This is a genomic window from Vibrio neptunius (genome assembly GCF_000967495.1).
Classification (GTDB): domain Bacteria; phylum Pseudomonadota; class Gammaproteobacteria; order Enterobacterales; family Vibrionaceae; genus Vibrio; species Vibrio neptunius.
Map to the genome: position 1 here is coordinate 241419 of NZ_JXXU01000001.1, position 17348 is coordinate 258766.

Genomic DNA, 17348 nt, shown 5'->3' on the forward strand with positions numbered 1-17348 from the left:
TTGCTGGCTTTTCAACACTTCCTTTATACGATTAGCGAAGTAATCGCTGCTTAAGTGTTGTCCAGCGAATCGCAAGTAACACAAGAGCTATCAGAATATAGATCGTTGGTTCAGTGACCTCAGACTTTACCGACCAGTAGAAATGTATCGGTGCAAGCAGCAAGGCTAAATAAACCCAATTATGTAGCTTTTGCCATTTTGCTCCCAGTCTACGCTGCATCGCTTTGGTCGATGTTACAGACAGCGACAACAATATCAGCCACACAGCTCCACCTACGGTGAGGTAAGGACGTTTGATGAGCTCCGAAGCCAGTAAACTCCAGTCCAAACCCAGATCCAGCGTCGCATAGGCGACTAAATGTAACACCGCCCAGAAAAAGCTATATAGCCCAACCAATCGTCTGACTCTGACTAACGCCCCTTGCTTGGTCCATTTCGCTAATGGCGAGACCAATAAAGAAGCAATCAACGTATTGAGCGCACTGATACCCGTGTAGTGGATGATTCCCTGTACCGGGTCTCCACCCAAATCACCCCCGAGAGCCTTGAGCACCAACAGCAGCAAGAAACTCAAAGACACACCATGGATAACTACCTTCAGCCATGTAATCGCCTTCGGAGACAACCTCATCAATAGAACTTCCTTAAGTCCATATTCTCGTAGAGATGTGCAACTTCTTCTTCATAGCCATTGAACATCAATGTAGGCTGTCTGCGGCTGCTAAACAAGTTACCTTCGCCGATAAAACGCTCGCTAGCCTGACTCCATCGCGGATGATCGACCTGTGGGTTCACGTTGGCATAAAAACCGTATTCATGGGGTGCGAGTCTATTCCAAGTGGTTGGTGGCTCTTGATCGGTCAAACGAATACGCACAATAGATTTAATACTCTTAAAGCCATATTTCCATGGCACAACTAAGCGCAAAGGTGCGCCATTTTGGGGAGCTAAGGTTTTGCCATACAAACCTACTGAGATAAGCGTTAACGGGTTCATCGCTTCATCTAGTCTCAGGCCTTCAACATAGGGGTAATCGATACTACCGCCCCAAGAGTTCTGGCCGGGGAACTGTTCAGGGTCGTAAAGGGTTTCAAAAGCAACGTATTTCGCTTCACTCTTCGGATTGGCCATTTTGAGGATTTCAGACAACGGAAAGCCAATCCAAGGTATATTCATTGACCACGCTTCTACGCACCTTAGGCGATAGATGCGCTCTTCGAGTGTGAACTTATTGAAGATGTCTTCATAGTTCAACGTTATCGGATTACCGACTAACCCATCAACTTTGACACTCCAAGGGTCGGAAACAAAACTACCTGATTTCTCCGCAGGATCAGACTTCCCTGTTCCAAATTCATAAAAATTATTGTATTTCAGCACCTTGTCTTGAGGTGTTAGTGAAAGATCAGCCTGGTATTTATCGGGCTTTGAGGCAGATAAATCAATACGGCGATCTTGAACAGGCTGCTCTTTTGATGAGAACAGATCCAAAACACCCGCCTGAGAGTTCGCCGCCAACGGCACACCGACGACAGCAATACCTAGTTTTTTTAAAATGTCTCGTCGCTCTTTATACACCGACTCTGGTGTTGCCTCGTTTTCAGATACCGCCCAGCGATATTTTTTCTTTATCCACATAGTCTTCCCCTGATACGACTTACTCACTGAGCAAGAAACAAATCGATTGTTCAATGATTTAACCAGACCGTACTAACGTCAAATCTCTTTCATCAAACGGCAGATAATCTTGTTAAGGTGAAGTGTGGTACAAAGTCTGTTACTATGCGCGCCCCTTTGAATACTGGGCGACAACGATGAACCGTAAGAAGAAAATTAACCAGATCCTAAAAGCGAAGCAAAAAAAGCAAAACGCTAAGCTACATAAAAGCAACAAGCCTCGCTACATTTCTAAGGCGGAAAGAGCAAAGCTTGAAGCTGAAGAAAAAGAACAGCAAACCGCTGCACAAGCAGAAAATGAAGAAAACGCAAACTCAGGTTCGTCTGAGCAATAACTCCTCTTCAATCGGAATGAACTTATCGCACACGTCGATTAGCGACTGTGCGCTAAGGCCCGGTACACCATACACATCCACTTTGGTTCCAAACCTTTCTTGGACACGTTTGACTAGTACGTCAAAGTCGCCATCTCCAGATAACAGAATGACTCGGTCAACCTCGCTGGCAGCTTCATACACATCCAAAGCAATACCCACATCCCAATCCCCTTTGGCACTGCCATCTTGCCGTTGAATAAATGGTTTCAGTTTAACGTTAAAGCCAATACCACGAAGGATATGATGAAACTGTCTTTGTTTGGGATCATGTGAAGCAATCGCATACGCGTGAGCTTCAGTGACGTCTCGACCTTCCGTCGCAACGTACCAAAACTCATTGTAGTCGAAGTTTGCGCGGTACTTTTCTCGTGTTGTGTAGTAGATGTTCTGGACATCAACGAAAATGGCGACTTTTTCCATCAGGAATCCTGCTTAATCAATGACGCAAGCATAGTAACAGTTATTTTCATGCAGCAGTTGGGTTTCTCATGATTCAGACACGAAAATAACAGATAAGATAGAGATGAAACGGATGCTCGGTGCTTTAAAGAAGACAGAAGCTTACGTGGTGAAACCTCCTCCTTGTCAATAAAGTGTTTTATTTATCGAACCCGCCATGTTCTCAACAGCAGGGAAGATCTGGAGCGTTACGTGAAATAGTTCAACAGTTGCGAGCCTTCGACTTCTTATCTTCCGTCCATTAACTACAAAAAAATCATTATAATCAGGTCAAATCTGTCCAATAGTCTTATCAATGATACAAACTTAAGCCAACTTAAGTCTCAAAGTAGTATTTATCGATATTTTGTCGCATTTTTGTTATTCAAAATACGAAATGAAAGCTATTAAAAACAGTGACCCCGGTTCACTATTTGATAATTTTACGATTAATTCGAGACTAGTTAAAACATGATATAATTTGACTAATTTATATACATTACATTAACTTGCGCACATATTACTTGTACATTTTTAATACGCCGTATCATTTATAGTCTTTAAAGTGTGATCTTTATTCAGTCTTACGCTTGATTCCCGATACGAAAAGCATACTATTGTCTGATATTCGTACTTAGGCATATTGCTACAAAGGCTACTCAAGATGGAGCTTGACATATTTAACCCTTCCAGACAATTACGTCGAGCAGTCTTGTTCTGGCTAAGTATGCTTCTTGCCTTAATGTCGTTGATTATCGCCACAATTAATGTGTTTTTTGGCGTTTATCATCTCTTAGCAATCACTCAGAGCCTTTTTTGTAGCTTTTCTCTCTATGTAGCTTTGAACAGCTACCGAAGCTCTGCTTCTCTTTTGCTTTCAAACTGCTACGTCTATAGCATCATCAGTTTGGTTTGTTTTACCACACGTGTGTATCCGATAGAGAATGGAGTGTTCCTCTGGAGCTTCCTTTATCCTGTTCTTTTTTACCTTATTCTTGGTAAACGCTACGGATTTATCGCAACCCTAATAGGCTTCATTAGCCAGCTATTGATCGTGGTTGATAAATCTCTCAATGATGGCGTTTTGGGCTATTTTGATCTCATCATTAATTTTACCTTCGCCTACCTGAGTGTATGGTTAGCCAGCCACATTCTCGAAGTTAAGCGAAAAACATCAGAAGCTTCACTGGGTCAACTTGCGTCACGTGATGCACTCACTAGTGTTTATAATCGCCACGCCCTTATTCATAATTTTGAACGCTACCGACAGGAAAGCGAAACCTTACCCTTGTCGCTTCTAGTTTTGGACTTGGATTACTTTAAACAGGTCAATGATGAATTCGGTCACGATATTGGCGATAAGGTGCTAAGGCAGACAGCCGCCTTAATTGACGGGTTGAGTGATGAACACTTAGTGTATCGTATTGGTGGTGAAGAATTTTGCATAGCCCTACACAACACCAATATCCAACATGCTATGATCAAGGCTGAACAAATCCGTATGGCAATTGAACGCTATCAATTCAACAGTAAAGAACAACCCATCTATCTCACGGCAAGTATAGGTATTTATCAATGTGATCTTTACAACAACCTAGATAGCGTACTAAAAGAAGCAGACAAAGAGCTGTATAAAGCGAAGAAGAATGGACGCAATCAAGTCATGGTTTGCAATGAAAAAGAACAAACCATCATTACCTGCTCTTGATGGCTATCGCCTACCAGTCATCACTCGTCCACTCCATCTTCATCGAACACAACATTGTAATTTTCTGTATAAGTACACTGAGGTTGACGGCTGCAGGTAAAAAAGCGCCGACCTTTGAATTCTCCTTGAGAAGCAGTCTTTATCACCATTGGGCTTCCGCACCGTTTGCAGAAACGAATCTCTTTTTCAGGTTCTATGAGATCAATATGAGAAGCTAGAAGACGCCTTAGTTTACCCACCTGATAGCTGTGTTTAACTGAAGTACCAATCAGAGGAATACCTGACGACTTACACACGTGCATCAATAGTTTCTGCCGCTCTATCTTACCTTTATCTAACGCTCTTCCGTTATCGAGTTCGATGGCGACACGCACTTGTAGTGTCCGTGGATCGCAGACCACATAATCAAAATAACTTTTAGCAATCCGATTGTTAGCAATAAACCATTGTTTTTTGTCGGTAGCGAGCGGTGCAACGATATTCGTCATGTTCACTTTTGACATCACCACTCCGTGTTGACCAACAGCAGTTATCAAGGCGTTATAAAACGCCGATTCCTGCATATTCATTAACGGGCCTTTTTTTTTATAACTACTGTCTTTGAGCTCATCTTGTTTTAGATAACGCTTTTGTACAAACACAAAAAATAAAACCAGCAAAACAACGATGATAAACACACTTTCCATTTCGCCTTAACTACTCCAACCATAGAAGAACCACATGAAACTCTTAGAGAATTTATACGCTAACTTGGTGAATCTGTCAGTTTTTATATGGAAACAGGCTGCTATTTATGAGATCCCCCCTCAGGTAAACGTAGATTTATCACCACCCGCTGGTCAGGCTGAATTTGTTCATATGTCACCTGCCAGTATTTTTTCAACAATCGGTCCATCAATCCACTCTGTTTGGCCTGCAGTAGCGCTTTCTCAATAATGGGTTGATAGTGTGCTGCTTGTTCAGATAGATAGAAATAAAAGTCCTTTTCATAGGTTAGAATCAAACGCTGTTCTATCGCTAAATGAGTATTTTGAGAGGACTCTGCGAGAATTTCGGTCATGCCTCTAGGGAAGTAATTGACCTTACCTTTGAGTGAAAGTTTGGAGTACAAATCGCGCCATTCTCCATCTTGCAAGTACACTGGTAGTTGATTGGCGTTCCATACATCAACGTCAAACCACTGGATCCCCAAACCTGCGACCAACCCCGACCTTTGCAAATCATTAAGATTGTTAATTTTATTGAACTCACTTTGTAGCTGTGGAGGTATAAGCAATACCCTTTTACCAATCATGCCATCAGTTAGTGGTACTTTGACGGGTACATATTCATTGTTCCTATCTTCAGTAGCCAACAGCCAAGTTAAGGATAACTGATTACTCGCCACCATTTTTATCGATCGTTTCTGTGGAATATGCTCTTGCGGCACCCTAATTGTGACACCGTAACCAGAATCAGACAAGGATTGATAAAGAAGTTCATGATAGTACGTATGTCCACCATCCATCTGCGATGGTAATATTAACACCACTTCCTGCTTAGCAAATACGCTCTGACATAGCACACACAGAATAAAACCAATTAAACGCATCTCTACCCTTCCTGAAAGTACAATCGCCATTCACAATCAACGATAACTATCGATGATCTCTTGATACTTTGAGACGCCAGCTTCGTTAAGCGAGCTTTTCATTTCATGAATACCGCGTTGCAGTTTCTCAACCAGTTGGTCCTCCACTGCTAAGTTAAAAGCATAGTAGAGTTCCCCTTCTCGAAGTACAAATACGGCCTCAAAATCGCCAGTGTCGTAGCCAATTTGCTTTATCCACCAATTGGCAACATTTTCTTCGTATGCCCACAAGTCAATGCGATCTTTTGCTAACTGCTTAGCCAAGGTTTCAGCAATGGAGGTTTCCTGCATAGCACCTCTTGGCACCCCAAGCTCTAACATTAACTGCTCACCCACATCGTCACGAATTACACCAATTCGGTATTGCGCAAAATCCTTACTGTTTTTAATACTAATATTACGTGACTTTTTGGCCAGCACCACAATCCGTGTTGAACTCAAAGGTCCAACCCATTTGAACAGATGTTCACGAAGCTTCGTTCTAGTGGTAGAGAACAGTACTGTATCAGGCTCAATCAATGCGGTTCGATAGGCTCGTGCCCAATGGCTGACCTCAATATCTTGTTTGTTGATTTCTATCCCTTGAGATCGTGCAGCAGCGGCCAACAAGTCTACAGAAATGCCTTTTTTTTCACCATCTTGAGTAAAGTTATACGGGGGATACTCTTCGGTCAAAAACTGAAGGTCATTGAGCTCTATCGCTCCAATCGGAAATGAGAAAAACAAGAGCGATAAAGACAGGCTGATTAACGATTTCATAGCCGCCTCTAACAGTGAAAATGTTACATCTATCAATAAACTGTAGAGGTGGATACAAAATACGTCTAGGTAATTGGGGGAGAATTATTTGAGCCCAAGTGGTCGTTACAATCGTTTGTAGCAGCGCTCGGGTCTCCCGACCGTACCGTAGTTTAGATCTGCTTGCAACTCGCCAGAGCTGATAAGGTATTCTAGATAACGTCTAGCGGTTGTACGGCTCGCGCCGATACGCTCTCCAGCTTCATCCGCTGTTATACTTTCAGCACCAGAAAACAACGCACGTATTTTGTCTAACGTAACACTGTCGATGCCTTTAGGTAACCTTTGAACCCTGGATTCCTCAGTAGATGGACTCTGTAACATCTTATCCACCAAGTTTTGATCAAGATCTGAGGCACTCGTGAACTGATGCTTTTGTATTACGTATTTCTTTAATGCAGCTTCCAGACGCGGAAATACAACGGGTTTCAGTAAATAATCGACAACACCACCACGCATCGCCTGCTGCAATGTATCCACATCACGAGCAGCGGTAATCAGAATAACGTCGCAGCTTTGGTTCCTAGAACGCAATGCCTGTAAAAGCTCCAACCCGGTTCCATCAGGAAGATACACATCAAGCAATAGGAGATCGGGATTAAGCACATCAAGCTGTATCTCGGCTTCGACTTTCGTAGTCGCAATCCCGATCACCTCATAGCCTTCCATCTGTTCCAGATAACGCTGATGCAATTGAGCAATGTTGAGATCATCTTCAATAATCATTACTCGTGTTACGGATGTCATACCTGTTCTTCCTTTGGTAAATACACTGTCGTTCTAGCTCCATGCTGTTCGTTATTCGTGATGTCCAATAGGCCGTGGTAGCGCAGTGCTAAATCATTAACCAAGTAAAGTCCCACTCCTCGATTTGCCTGCCCTTTTGTCGACACACCTCGTTCAACCAGATGCTTAACAGAGAACTCGTCTGGTAAACCACAACCTTGATCCATGACTTCGAGAATGATTTCATTCCCATAATCACCTATGGAAACTTCAATATTCCTTCGCGCTGGGGCAAACATGGTATCCAAGGTCATAGCACTTCGCGTAGCATCAAAAGCGTTATCAATTAAATTGCCCAAAATAGTCACAAGATCTTCTGCATTAATACGCTCTGGCAAAGGTTCAAGCCGGGAACCTTGTTCTACTATAAGCTCAAGTCCCAGCTCGCGTGCACGTTCGGTTTTACCCAGCAGCATACCCGCGATCAATGGCTCTTTGACGGTTTCACGTAGGAACTCAATCAAAGATTGATAATGTGCGGTTTCTTGGCCAATAAGATGCTGAACTGCATCCAACTCTCCCATTTGAATCATACCGCTAATGGTATTAAGTTTATTTCGATGTTCATGAGTCTGAGAGCGAAGCATTTCAGCATATTCTTTGGTTTTAGCTAACTGCTCTGAGAGCTCATTCAATTCATCTCGCAGTCGAAAACTGGATACCGCGCCCACAACCTTACCGTCTACAACAATTGGTCTTCGGTTAGCTATTAACTTCTGCTTGTTGAGGTAAAGGTATATGTCATGATCGATGTGGGCTGTAGTGAGAACAGTATCAAGATCGCTCTCGGGCAATACCTCTTTTAGCGGCTTATTCAAGCAATGCGATTTTTCCAATCCTAAAATAAGGCACGCACTCTTGTTGATAGAGCGCAGCTTGCCCGATTGGTCGATCGTCAAGATTCCTTCTTTAAGCGTTTCCATTGTCACGTCTAACTCAACATACAACCGACCTATTTCTTCAGGTTCAAAGCCAAGAATCGCTTTTTGAAAGCGACGCGACGCATAACTTGATAAAATAGCGTTCGCGGCAACCACTAGTAATGCCATCAAAAGCAGAAAGACCAAAAAAGGCTCTACTCTGTCCTGAAGACGGTCAATGAGATAACCGACTGATACAACGCCTATAATATTGCCATCTGAATCAAAAACGGCCGCTTTTCCCCGAACGGAGTAACCCAACGAACCTTGGGCAAAAGAAATATAGTTTTCACCTTCAATCAGAGCACGATCGTTATCGCCACCTTTCATTGGTTTACCAATGCGATCGTCGACAGGGTGGACAATACGAATACCGTCTTTATCACCAATCACAATAAAGGCAGCACCTATTAACTCGGTAAGACTTCGATAACGAAGCTGATACTCCGAACCACCACCTTCTTGGATCATTTGGGCAACAAAAGGAGAATTTGCTAGAAATGAGGCGACACCGAGGGCCTGCTTGCCCATTTTTTCTTCTTGCTCTTGCTTAACATAGAAGAAACCAGCGGCAACAAGCAATAGCAACTCCATCAAGCCAGAAAGCGTCATGATAATCAGCATTCGCTTACGAAAGCTGATACTACTCCATTGCATAAACTCTCCCATTTAGCTTAACGAGACTAACATCCAATTAACATTTATACGAGTTAATGGGCAATATTTTGTGAGACCAATAATCCAAATCATCGCTTACCGCTGTGAACTGACTCCCGACAATTCACTCGGCTTGCCAGTTTGCAACATACTTGACATAAAACCGGTAAAATAGTTGATTTTGATCACTAAATTAATAGAACGTTTTTTGTACTACCCATTCATTTAGGTTGTATAATTATTAAGCATAAAATTTGTAGAAATGGTCAACGCGGGCAGCAAGCACTAATAACAATGTCACAAACAGCTGTCTACACTCCAATGTCAGAGGGAAAGACGATGAAACGGGATATGTTTGGCATCTGCCTGTCACAATCTATGCTGTCACATAATCTGTCCAGCACCTTCACTCATGTAAGGGCTTACGAGAAATCCGATTTAGATAATGACGTCAAGGTAATGCATGCCTTTCCACAATTGTCAGGGCAAGAGTTGCTAACGACGATTAAATCTTCCAAACGGCTGCTTTGGCGAGCGGAATATGTCTGCTTAAATCAGAAGTAAGCAACAACAACAAGGGAAGCACATTGCTTCCCTTTTTTAACAATTACCCTGTCGTCTGTTGAGCGGCAGTTCTAAGTTGAGACAAGTATTTAATCCAACTCTTTGCTTGGCTTGAAGGTTCGATGTTGTTGGCTCTCTTCGCTTGCACCAGTGCTTTCTCAAGCAGGTTCAATTTGTACAAAGCCCGTGTTTTAGCCAGCGCCACATCTGCGTTACGGCCTTTGACTTTATCTAACACCGCCAAAGAATCTTTGTAGTAGCCTTGCTGAACCATGAGCTGAGCGACACTCCAGTAATACTTAGCGTCTCTCTCGGCTGCTCGCTTCCAGATAAATAGAGATTTATCCCACTCTTTCGCCAACTGCCAGTAAGTGGCTTGCTCAGATAGTAACTGAACATCCGTTTGCGCTTCTTCCAATTCACTTATCTCAATCGCCGCCCTTTCTGGGATACCACGCTTGGCATACATCTGGGCCAGCATACGCCTGTCACCCTGACTCAACGATAACCCATTAACCTTTGCAAGCGCCAACGTATCTAGCGCCTCCTTATCTCTGCCAACTCTCATTTGCAGGCTAACCAGTTGGCGCCACCAGCCTAGTTTCTCCGGCTGGAGACTAATCAGCAACTCAAGAGTTGGAATCGCTGCGCTCCAACGTTTCAGCTCTAGTTGAGCACCCAGCTTAAGTGACAGCGGCTGAATAATGTCATTTTTCTCAACTTGTAGGTACTTATCGATCGCAGGGACCACTTTCTCCCACTGACCTAGCTGATAGTGCGATTGAGCAATTCGCAGCCACAAGTCCAGAGCTTTTTGGGTTTCGGGTACAGACTTAACTAACTGGTAATAGTGTTTCAGTGCCTTAGCAAACTGTTGATCATTAAGATACAGATCAGCCAGCATACGTTGGCTGATCCACGCCTGTTCGTCACGCAACAGACCACTTTCAACCGCATATTCCATTTTAGAAATGGCTTGCTTGGTATTGCCGTCTTGCCAATAAAATACCGCCAACATACGAGCGATGAACGCCTTGTCGTAGGCGCGCGAAGTGTCGATTTCTTTAAGTAAGGTAATTGCCTCTTTCAGCTGTTCTCCCTGAGCCAGTTCATTGGCTTTCTGAACACGAACCGCCGTGTATTGAGTCAGCTCCTGAGCCAAGGCGCTTGGCGAAGCCAGAAGCAAAGCAATAAGGACTAATCGTTTCATCATTTGGCTAACTTAAACTCCAGTCTCACAGTTTGGTTTTCCTGAGGTACAGCAACTCCATCCACTACTCTAGGCTGATACTTCCACTTCTGCAGCGCCTGTATCGCATTCCGTTCAAACATGCGTTTCGGATTGGCTTCGACAATATTGATATCTCTCGGCTTACCCGTTGGATCGATAGTGAATTTCAGGATCACATAACCTTCGGCTTTACGCTTTAGTGCTTTGGCTGGATAACGAGGCTCGACCCGATATAAAGGCATCACTTGTTGATTGACACCAAAGTCACCAAATGTTGGAGCACTGATCGCCAAACCTTCGATGCTGGTATTCAGGCCAAGCGACGGCTGTGAAATCGGTGAAATCTGCGACAATTCGGTATTGGCTTGAGAAGTTGGCATCTGCTCTGGCACTTCTGGAGCTTTCGGTTGCTCTGGCACCGTTCGCTGGCGACGTTGAATATCTTGTTCATTTTCCACCATCACCATATTAAAGCTCAACGATTCACTTGGCTCAGGGGCTCTGCGATGACCGCTGTCCACCATCCATGCCATAAAGCTGAAAATAGCTAGCGCACATACAGCAGCCAGTGGCGTTGCCATTAACAAACGTCCCACTACTTCTTCTCCGCTGCCAGCGCTATGTTCTTAACACCAGCACCTTTTGCCGCATCCATTACTTTCACTACAGTACCGCTGTAGGCATGTTCATCTGCCTGAATGACCAAAGAAGCGTCAGGTTTATCCAGCAACAAATGCTCTAGTGTCGCTTGTACACGTTCAATATCAACGTTGCGCTTATCAATATAAATGTCGTTTGCAGAAGTCACCGCGACAAAAATGCCCGCATCTTTCTGACTCACCACATTAGATGCCTGAGGGCGATTCACTTCAACACCAGATTCACGTACGAACGAGCTGGTAACGATGAAGAAGATCAACATGATAAAAACGATATCGAGCATGGACGTCAGGTCAATCTGAGCTTCATCTTGTTTATGGTGACGTCGACCGAGTCTCATCGCTGACTCCTTAAAGATTTTTCTAGTTTAATTTCTCTTAACTGGCAGGCTTTCATTAATCGCGCATGGAAAAACATGCCTGTTAACGCTGCAACCATGCCAGCCATTGTTGGTAATGTGGCTAGTGAGATACCAGAAGCCATCAATTTAGGGTTGCTGCTGCCTTGGTTAGCCATGACATCAAAAACGGAGATCATTCCCGTCACTGTGCCCAGCAAACCCAACATTGGGCAAATGGCAACCAGAACCTTAATGATATTCAGGTTTTGATACAGCTGGCTGTGTGCTTGTGACAACCATCCTTCGCGGATAGAGCGAGCATACCAAGACGTTTGGTCGCTCCGTTCACGCCAAGCATCGACCCAATTTGCTCTGTGCTTTGGAAATTCGACAAACAGATAAATGATGCGCTCTAGAATCAATAGCCAACTTAACGCTACCACGCCAGACAGCCACCACAGCACCTGACCACCCTGCTGCATAAAGTTTTGCAACGAAAGTAGCCAGTCACTGCCAGCTATTGCTTCAGGTAACAATGCGAAGATTGCATCCATCAGGCAACATTCCCTAGTGCTTCCTGAGATGGCTTGAGATCTTTCTCAGCTTGTTCAGCGACTAGGGAGATTCCCTGCTTCTCAAGGATGTTGCGAATCGTTTCGGCTTGCGAGCTCAGAATGTTATGAGCCAGCAGAAGAGGCATAGCCGCGACAAGACCAAGTACGGTGGTCACAAGTGCCATAGAAATACCACCTGCCATGACTTTAGGATCACCATTGCCAAACTGAGTAATGACCTGGAAAGTCTCGATCATACCCGTAACCGTGCCCAGAAGACCAAGCATTGGTGCCAGAGCAGCCAGTAGCTTGAGCATGGACAAACCTTTTTCCAACGTAGCTTGCTCATCAACTACAGCTTCAAGCAAACGTAATTCAAGCGCTTCAACACTGAGGTTTTTCTCTTTGCCATAAACGGATAACACACGGCCAAGTGGGTTATCGCCCGGATTTTGAGGTGACTTCAGTTGAGCACGAATCTTCTGGCGCGCGATAGACAAACTTACGCCACGTACTACCGCAATGATCAGGCCAATCGCAAGCAGGCCAACAATGATCTTACCTACCACACCACCTGCTTGTAGCCTGTCCATCAGGCTTGGGCTATGTGCTAGTTGTTCCAGCATCACGCCACGAGAAGGATCAAGAACAATATTTTCAACCTGACCACCTACCAAAGGAGAAAGGGATGAAATGGTTGGTGCTTGCTCTGGTTGCTTAATGTAAGCCTGAGCCTCACCTTTTGTGGCATTCCAGTTTAAGTAGCCTTGCGCGCCAACTAAGCCAATCGAACCAAGCCGAAGGGCTGATTCCCTTTGAGCCACCCCTTCACCGTTAACAAAACGGACTTCGGTTGATGCCACTTCACCGCTGGCTTTGATCTGCTCTTCCAACGCTTTCCAAAGGCCTGTAAGTTGATACATAGAAGGCAGTTTTGTCGCTGCGACAATCTCTTTAACCACACCAGCATGAGCTTGTGCATCAGCTGAGGTCACTGAATACTGCAGTTCAGACTCCAATTCTTTGGCGTTTTGACGCACAACGCCAAACACTTCACCTAGACTTCCTGTCTCTAAGCGGAGTTTTTCTTCCAGGCGAGCTAAGGTATTTTCGTTGTCACTGAACTTTGCTGCCAGTTTGTCATTTTGCGTTTGCAAATCGTCACGCTGCTTGAGCAGTTGTGCTTTGAGCGCTTTAAGTTCTTTTTCAGTCTGTTTAAAACCGGACTCGCGAGCCATGTTATGTTGCGCTTGCTGTTGATTTTCAGCCTGAGCTTTGTTGACCAGTTCAGAAGAGGCTTGAACGTTGAATGACAGGCCAGCAAGAGCGAGAAGGGAAGCAATTAACGTACGTTTCATATTATTTTGCCTCCGCGACGTTGAGAGAAACTGGGAGAGTAATCAAACTTGGCGCCGCTTGCTTCGCTGCGATGTTAAACGCTTTGTCTAACTCTGATTTCATCGAGCTATCGGCACTTTGCCACTGCTTATCAGACTGGTTCCATGACCAAAATTTCGTGCCGTTCAAGCTGCGAGCCACCAGTGAAACGCGACCAAGATGCAGGATGTCGACTTCACGCGAGCCTGCATCTACCGTAATCTGGTCTTGATACAGACCAAGTTTGGTGCCGTAATCAAGCTCTATCTGATACGCCTCTAGAATACGGCGATACTTTTCCGCATCGCTCACATCAGCGCGAGTCATCATTCTTTCCAATTTTGCAACACGCTCTTGGCGCTGGTCTTTTTTGATCGGCATATCATCAGCAATCGACGTTTTGAGACCTGCGATCATCTGATACATCAGTGGAACGACACCCTGACGAGTGTTTTTTACCTCATCAATCTGCTTTTCAAGATTGCCCGCTTCCTGCTCTTGGCTTTTGACTAATGCCGTCAGGTGAGAACGATAAACCTCAAGATTTTTCACCTCTTCCTGAAGTTGTTCAATTTCAGCTTGCAGGCTAAGTGTATTTTCAGCACTGACATCAATACGTTTCTGACTCGCCGCGGATGAGGAATTGGTTTTACTTTGAATGGATAGAGCGCTATCAAGGCTCGAGGCCGTTGCACTGAAGCCTGCTGTCGCAACCATCAACGCCAAACTGGTTTTAAATAAATTCATAACGTGTAATTTTCAATGATGTCAAACTGATTAGTGAGAAGCAATCTCATTTTCACTCGCCCGACATAGTAACGCGATTACATAAAATTTCAATCAACCATATGCTCAATATGCATTTAGGGGAAAGAACGTATCTTTCCCCTAATGTATCAAGGTTGATTAACCGTATTGTGTTTTAGTATTTAATTTGTAGAGTCGCCACATAGCTTCGACCTTCATTTATACATCCAAACGCATAGCCGAAACCGCTAGCGAGAAACGCTCTGTCACAAAGCCTTATGCTGACAATTCCACATCGCGGTGTTCTTGCTGACCGTTTTGAGTCTTAATGTAATTACCTGTGGCTGTGCCTTCAACATCCATAGTGCTAACTGACTCTTAGTAAACATATTCATCTCCAAATTAAAAGACGACCCAAAAAGCCGTTTAACCAATTATTTCGCCGAGAATATAAGTGTTAACAAATCTCATTTGCATTGAATTTACATTCTTTGCATTCGTAAGTTTATCGATACAGAAATATTAAGTTCGCTGGTGATTGTATGCCTCTAGCGGTGTAGGAATAAGTTGGACTGAAAGCCTAAAAGGTGAGCAAATGTTATGGGCGTGATTAATTTTATTTTGAGAACAGTAACGCCTGTCACAACGACGGCAGCACTCTCATACTTAGTTAGGCCATGTCGTGTATATGTGGGTATTAATATGGAAACCACATATTCCCATAATAAAACACAACCATTAACGCCCTATTTTTATTGGGAAATAGAGCTGAATGCTCAGGCCATAAGGCGAGCGATTCTGCGCCCTGACCTCGCCTTTCATTAAAGTCATGGCTTCTTTGACAATTGCCAATCCTAAACCATAGCCCCCCGACTGCTTGTCGCGTGCCGACTCTATTCGAGTAAATGGGCTGAAGATATCCTCTAGCGCTGTTTCCGGAATACCTGGCCCATCATCCGCGACGTCAAACACTAAATACTGATTTCCGTGTTCGGACGTTAATCCAATCGACACCTCGATGAGGGCATCCAACCCTGCATACTTCATTGAGTTTGATATCAGGTTACTAAGACAGCGCAAAATTAAACGCTCGTCAGCATGCAACATAGGAAGAGATGGCGCTACATTGAGAACCAGTGTTTGATCCTCTCCTAACTGAAGTCGGCTTTGGTTTACTTGCGTGTTGGCAATACTTTCTGGGCATACTGGTTGAACGTCTGTGACGTAACGAGAATTCTCTAATCGACTGAACTCTAAGATCTCACCCACCAGTTTGTCCATTTCATCCACTTCTTTTTCTAGTCGATCAACCAAAGCTTGCTCTTCTTCACCAGCTTTTTTGCGCAGTAAATGTAACGCTAAGTTTTGTCTAGCTAAAGGCGTTCTCAGCTCATGAGACACATCTCGAATCAGCCTTCGCTGCTTCTCAGCCAAAGAGTGAATCTCCTGGGTCATACCATCAAAATCATGGGCGAGCTGGTTAAACTCTGTAATATTGGAGTTCAATTCACTGACAACATTGACGCGAAAATTGCCCTGAGAAAGCTTATTACTTGCTTCACGTAACCGGTCTAGAGGCCGCTGTAACTTGCGTGCCAATATCTGAGAAAAAAGAATCAACATGATAATGGCGATGATAATTTTGCTCACTGTCAGATAAACAATAAAACGGTGGGCCGGATGGACTTCACTAGGTAGCTGAATTACCAAGGTGTTTCTTTCTATTAGCGGGATACCTATCAGGGGTTTGCTGACTTGATCATTGAGTGGCCCATCAAGCTCACGCAAGAAACGCAGCTTGAACTCAAAATGTGGATGCATCTGGCGATGAGAAAGCGGCTTATGCTCTTCATTCAAAACGAACAGATAAAAAGGCTGCGCATTTGCCCAGTCAGCCAAGTCGTCCATGTCCCCTTCTTCGATCAATACATTAGCCTCTTCAGCTAACGTTAACATCTGCGCTTTCAGTGCTGGCGGCACTTTTAGTACCGCTTTCATTAGTGCTTGCTCCGCTACAGCTTGAAGAAGCAATATTGAAATGATAACAGCGGACATGTAGCTGAATAACTGAAAGACCAGCGCATCCTTACGCGTTGCTATAGCTTCTGGGCATCGAACAGTAAACACGGCTAGCCTCTGACAGAGTCGACAAAGCTGTAACCTTTGCCACGTACTGTTTTGATGTGTTGTTTCGATAAGCCCGCTTCAACCAACTTGCGCCGAACATTGCTGATATGCATATCTAGATTGCGGTCAAAGGGACTAAGTTCTTTTTTCAGCACTTCAATCTGAAGCTCTGCTTTGGAAACCACCACGCCATCATTGCGCATAAGGTAGTTGAGTAAATCGGATTCTGTGCCTGTCAGTGGCACGCCGGACAGGTGTTCAGCAAAGCCTACACTGCTCTGACAGCCTGATTGGCGCTGCTTTTCCAATCCAACTCGGCGGAATATCGCCTTAATACGAGTCAACAACTCTGGCACTTTAAAAGGTTTAGCAATGTACTGGTCTGCACCCGCCTGATAACCGTCAAGCATCGACGCTTCATCATTCAGTGCCGTTAACATCAATATCGGCGTGGCAAATCGTTGGCAGATACGCTTCGCGACCTGCATGCCGTTGAGTTTAGGTAACATAACGTCAAGGAGAACGAGATCAACAGGCTTTTTCTCAATGTATTGCAGCGCGCTCTCGCCACAATGAACGCTCTCTACTTGATAGCCTTCTGCAGAGAGCACGTCCACTAGCAGTGCACACAGTTCAATATCATCATCAACGACTAGAATTCGGGACATCTTGTTAAATTGCAAATGAAAAGATTTCGCATTCTAATCTGCATTATTATCAGTGACAATACTGTTCTGTATCCACTCCCATTGTTGTG

The 17348-nt window shown here is 44.2% G+C and carries 19 protein-coding genes; 3 read left to right on the plus strand and 16 right to left on the minus strand.

Annotated elements, in window-relative coordinates; all coding sequences use genetic code 11:
• Positions 1–31: 31 nt before the first annotated feature.
• Complete coding sequence (gene msrQ, locus TW84_RS01025; protein WP_045973799.1) at positions 32–634, minus strand: protein-methionine-sulfoxide reductase heme-binding subunit MsrQ; 603 nt, start codon at positions 632–634, stop codon at positions 32–34.
• Positions 631–1638, minus strand: a complete 1008-nt coding sequence (gene msrP, locus TW84_RS01030; protein ID WP_045973801.1) for a protein-methionine-sulfoxide reductase catalytic subunit MsrP — start codon at positions 1636–1638, stop codon at positions 631–633. Before msrP ends, msrQ begins: the two co-directional genes overlap by 4 nt.
• Before the next feature lie 176 nt (positions 1639–1814).
• On the opposite strand from msrP, the gene TW84_RS01035 reads away from it, so the two are divergent.
• Positions 1815–2012: a DUF2986 domain-containing protein gene (locus tag TW84_RS01035; protein ID WP_045973803.1), complete on the plus strand. Its 198-nt coding sequence runs from the start codon at positions 1815–1817 to the stop codon at positions 2010–2012.
• Here the strand turns inward: TW84_RS01035 and TW84_RS01040 are convergent.
• Positions 1992–2474, minus strand: a complete 483-nt coding sequence (locus TW84_RS01040) for a LabA-like NYN domain-containing protein (RefSeq protein WP_045973805.1) — start codon at positions 2472–2474, stop codon at positions 1992–1994. The genes TW84_RS01035 and TW84_RS01040 overlap by 21 nt on opposite strands.
• Before the next feature lie 682 nt (positions 2475–3156).
• Here TW84_RS01040 and TW84_RS01045 point away from each other — a divergent pair.
• The gene (locus TW84_RS01045; protein WP_045973807.1) at positions 3157–4200 is read left to right on the plus strand and encodes a GGDEF domain-containing protein; all 1044 of its coding nucleotides are present in this window, start codon (positions 3157–3159) and stop codon (positions 4198–4200) included.
• A gap of 20 nt (positions 4201–4220) precedes the next feature.
• Here TW84_RS01045 and TW84_RS01050 read toward each other — a convergent pair whose 3' ends face one another.
• From TW84_RS01050 to TW84_RS01070, 5 genes are all read right to left on the minus strand, one after another.
• Positions 4221–4886 carry a DUF2726 domain-containing protein gene (locus TW84_RS01050; RefSeq protein ID WP_045973808.1) on the minus strand — a complete coding sequence of 222 codons (666 nt, stop codon included), beginning with the start codon at positions 4884–4886 and terminating at the stop codon, positions 4221–4223.
• A gap of 101 nt (positions 4887–4987) precedes the next feature.
• Positions 4988–5791, minus strand: a complete 804-nt coding sequence (locus tag TW84_RS01055) for a hypothetical protein (protein WP_045973810.1) — start codon at positions 5789–5791, stop codon at positions 4988–4990.
• A 36-nt stretch (positions 5792–5827) separates the two neighbouring features.
• Positions 5828–6589: a substrate-binding periplasmic protein gene (locus tag TW84_RS01060; protein ID WP_045973812.1), complete on the minus strand. Its 762-nt coding sequence runs from the start codon at positions 6587–6589 to the stop codon at positions 5828–5830.
• 105 nt (positions 6590–6694) lie between these two features.
• Positions 6695–7375: a response regulator gene (locus TW84_RS01065; RefSeq protein WP_045973814.1), complete on the minus strand. Its 681-nt coding sequence runs from the start codon at positions 7373–7375 to the stop codon at positions 6695–6697.
• Entirely contained in the window at positions 7372–8991 is a 1620-nt protein-coding gene (locus TW84_RS01070; RefSeq protein ID WP_045973816.1) for a sensor histidine kinase, read from the minus strand. The genes TW84_RS01065 and TW84_RS01070 overlap by 4 nt, the downstream gene beginning before the upstream one ends.
• Before the next feature lie 339 nt (positions 8992–9330).
• On the opposite strand from TW84_RS01070, the gene TW84_RS01075 reads away from it, so the two are divergent.
• On the plus strand, positions 9331–9555 hold the full coding sequence (locus TW84_RS01075; protein WP_045973818.1) for a hypothetical protein: 225 nt from the start codon (positions 9331–9333) through the stop codon (positions 9553–9555).
• A gap of 43 nt (positions 9556–9598) precedes the next feature.
• Here TW84_RS01075 and TW84_RS01080 read toward each other — a convergent pair whose 3' ends face one another.
• From TW84_RS01080 to TW84_RS01115, 8 genes are all read right to left on the minus strand, one after another.
• Positions 9599–10768: a tetratricopeptide repeat protein gene (locus tag TW84_RS01080; RefSeq protein WP_045973820.1), complete on the minus strand. Its 1170-nt coding sequence runs from the start codon at positions 10766–10768 to the stop codon at positions 9599–9601.
• A complete protein-coding gene (locus TW84_RS01085) occupies positions 10765–11382 on the minus strand; it encodes an energy transducer TonB (RefSeq protein WP_045973822.1) in 618 nt (205 codons plus the stop codon). The genes TW84_RS01080 and TW84_RS01085 overlap by 4 nt, the downstream gene beginning before the upstream one ends.
• Positions 11382–11786 (minus strand): ExbD/TolR family protein, encoded by a 405-nt coding sequence (locus tag TW84_RS01090; protein WP_019275114.1) that lies wholly within the window; start codon positions 11784–11786, stop codon positions 11382–11384. Before TW84_RS01090 ends, TW84_RS01085 begins: the two co-directional genes overlap by 1 nt.
• Complete coding sequence (locus TW84_RS01095) at positions 11783–12340, minus strand: MotA/TolQ/ExbB proton channel family protein (RefSeq protein WP_045973828.1); 558 nt, start codon at positions 12338–12340, stop codon at positions 11783–11785. The genes TW84_RS01090 and TW84_RS01095 overlap by 4 nt, the downstream gene beginning before the upstream one ends.
• A complete protein-coding gene (locus tag TW84_RS01100) occupies positions 12340–13698 on the minus strand; it encodes a MotA/TolQ/ExbB proton channel family protein (RefSeq protein ID WP_045973830.1) in 1359 nt (452 codons plus the stop codon). Before TW84_RS01100 ends, TW84_RS01095 begins: the two co-directional genes overlap by 1 nt.
• A 1-nt stretch (position 13699) precedes the next feature.
• A complete protein-coding gene (locus tag TW84_RS01105) occupies positions 13700–14464 on the minus strand; it encodes a DUF3450 domain-containing protein (RefSeq protein ID WP_045973832.1) in 765 nt (254 codons plus the stop codon).
• A gap of 738 nt (positions 14465–15202) precedes the next feature.
• On the minus strand, positions 15203–16591 hold the full coding sequence (locus TW84_RS01110) for a histidine kinase sensor domain-containing protein (RefSeq protein WP_045973834.1): 1389 nt from the start codon (positions 16589–16591) through the stop codon (positions 15203–15205).
• A gap of 2 nt (positions 16592–16593) precedes the next feature.
• Entirely contained in the window at positions 16594–17259 is a 666-nt protein-coding gene (locus TW84_RS01115) for a response regulator transcription factor (protein ID WP_038158988.1), read from the minus strand.
• Between the last annotated feature and the right edge of the window lie 89 nt (positions 17260–17348).

What these genes read in the sequence shown, in the direction of transcription:
- msrP (WP_045973801.1), bottom strand. Translation starts at nt 1,638, where the DNA reads ATGTGGATAAAGAAAAAATATCGCTGGGCGGTATCTGAAAACGAGGCA.
- TW84_RS01035 (WP_045973803.1), top strand. Translation starts at nt 1,815, where the DNA reads ATGAACCGTAAGAAGAAAATTAACCAGATCCTAAAAGCGAAGCAAAAA.
- TW84_RS01040 (WP_045973805.1), bottom strand. Translation starts at nt 2,474, where the DNA reads ATGGAAAAAGTCGCCATTTTCGTTGATGTCCAGAACATCTACTACACA.
- TW84_RS01045 (WP_045973807.1), top strand. Translation starts at nt 3,157, where the DNA reads ATGGAGCTTGACATATTTAACCCTTCCAGACAATTACGTCGAGCAGTC.
- TW84_RS01050 (WP_045973808.1), bottom strand. Translation starts at nt 4,886, where the DNA reads ATGGAAAGTGTGTTTATCATCGTTGTTTTGCTGGTTTTATTTTTTGTG.
- TW84_RS01055 (WP_045973810.1), bottom strand. Translation starts at nt 5,791, where the DNA reads ATGCGTTTAATTGGTTTTATTCTGTGTGTGCTATGTCAGAGCGTATTT.
- TW84_RS01060 (WP_045973812.1), bottom strand. Translation starts at nt 6,589, where the DNA reads ATGAAATCGTTAATCAGCCTGTCTTTATCGCTCTTGTTTTTCTCATTT.
- TW84_RS01065 (WP_045973814.1), bottom strand. Translation starts at nt 7,375, where the DNA reads ATGACATCCGTAACACGAGTAATGATTATTGAAGATGATCTCAACATT.
- TW84_RS01070 (WP_045973816.1), bottom strand. Translation starts at nt 8,991, where the DNA reads ATGCAATGGAGTAGTATCAGCTTTCGTAAGCGAATGCTGATTATCATG.
- TW84_RS01075 (WP_045973818.1), top strand. Translation starts at nt 9,331, where the DNA reads ATGAAACGGGATATGTTTGGCATCTGCCTGTCACAATCTATGCTGTCA.
- TW84_RS01080 (WP_045973820.1), bottom strand. Translation starts at nt 10,768, where the DNA reads ATGATGAAACGATTAGTCCTTATTGCTTTGCTTCTGGCTTCGCCAAGC.
- TW84_RS01090 (WP_019275114.1), bottom strand. Translation starts at nt 11,786, where the DNA reads ATGAGACTCGGTCGACGTCACCATAAACAAGATGAAGCTCAGATTGAC.
- TW84_RS01095 (WP_045973828.1), bottom strand. Translation starts at nt 12,340, where the DNA reads ATGGATGCAATCTTCGCATTGTTACCTGAAGCAATAGCTGGCAGTGAC.
- TW84_RS01100 (WP_045973830.1), bottom strand. Translation starts at nt 13,698, where the DNA reads ATGAAACGTACGTTAATTGCTTCCCTTCTCGCTCTTGCTGGCCTGTCA.
- TW84_RS01105 (WP_045973832.1), bottom strand. Translation starts at nt 14,464, where the DNA reads ATGAATTTATTTAAAACCAGTTTGGCGTTGATGGTTGCGACAGCAGGC.
- TW84_RS01115 (WP_038158988.1), bottom strand. Translation starts at nt 17,259, where the DNA reads ATGTCCCGAATTCTAGTCGTTGATGATGATATTGAACTGTGTGCACTG.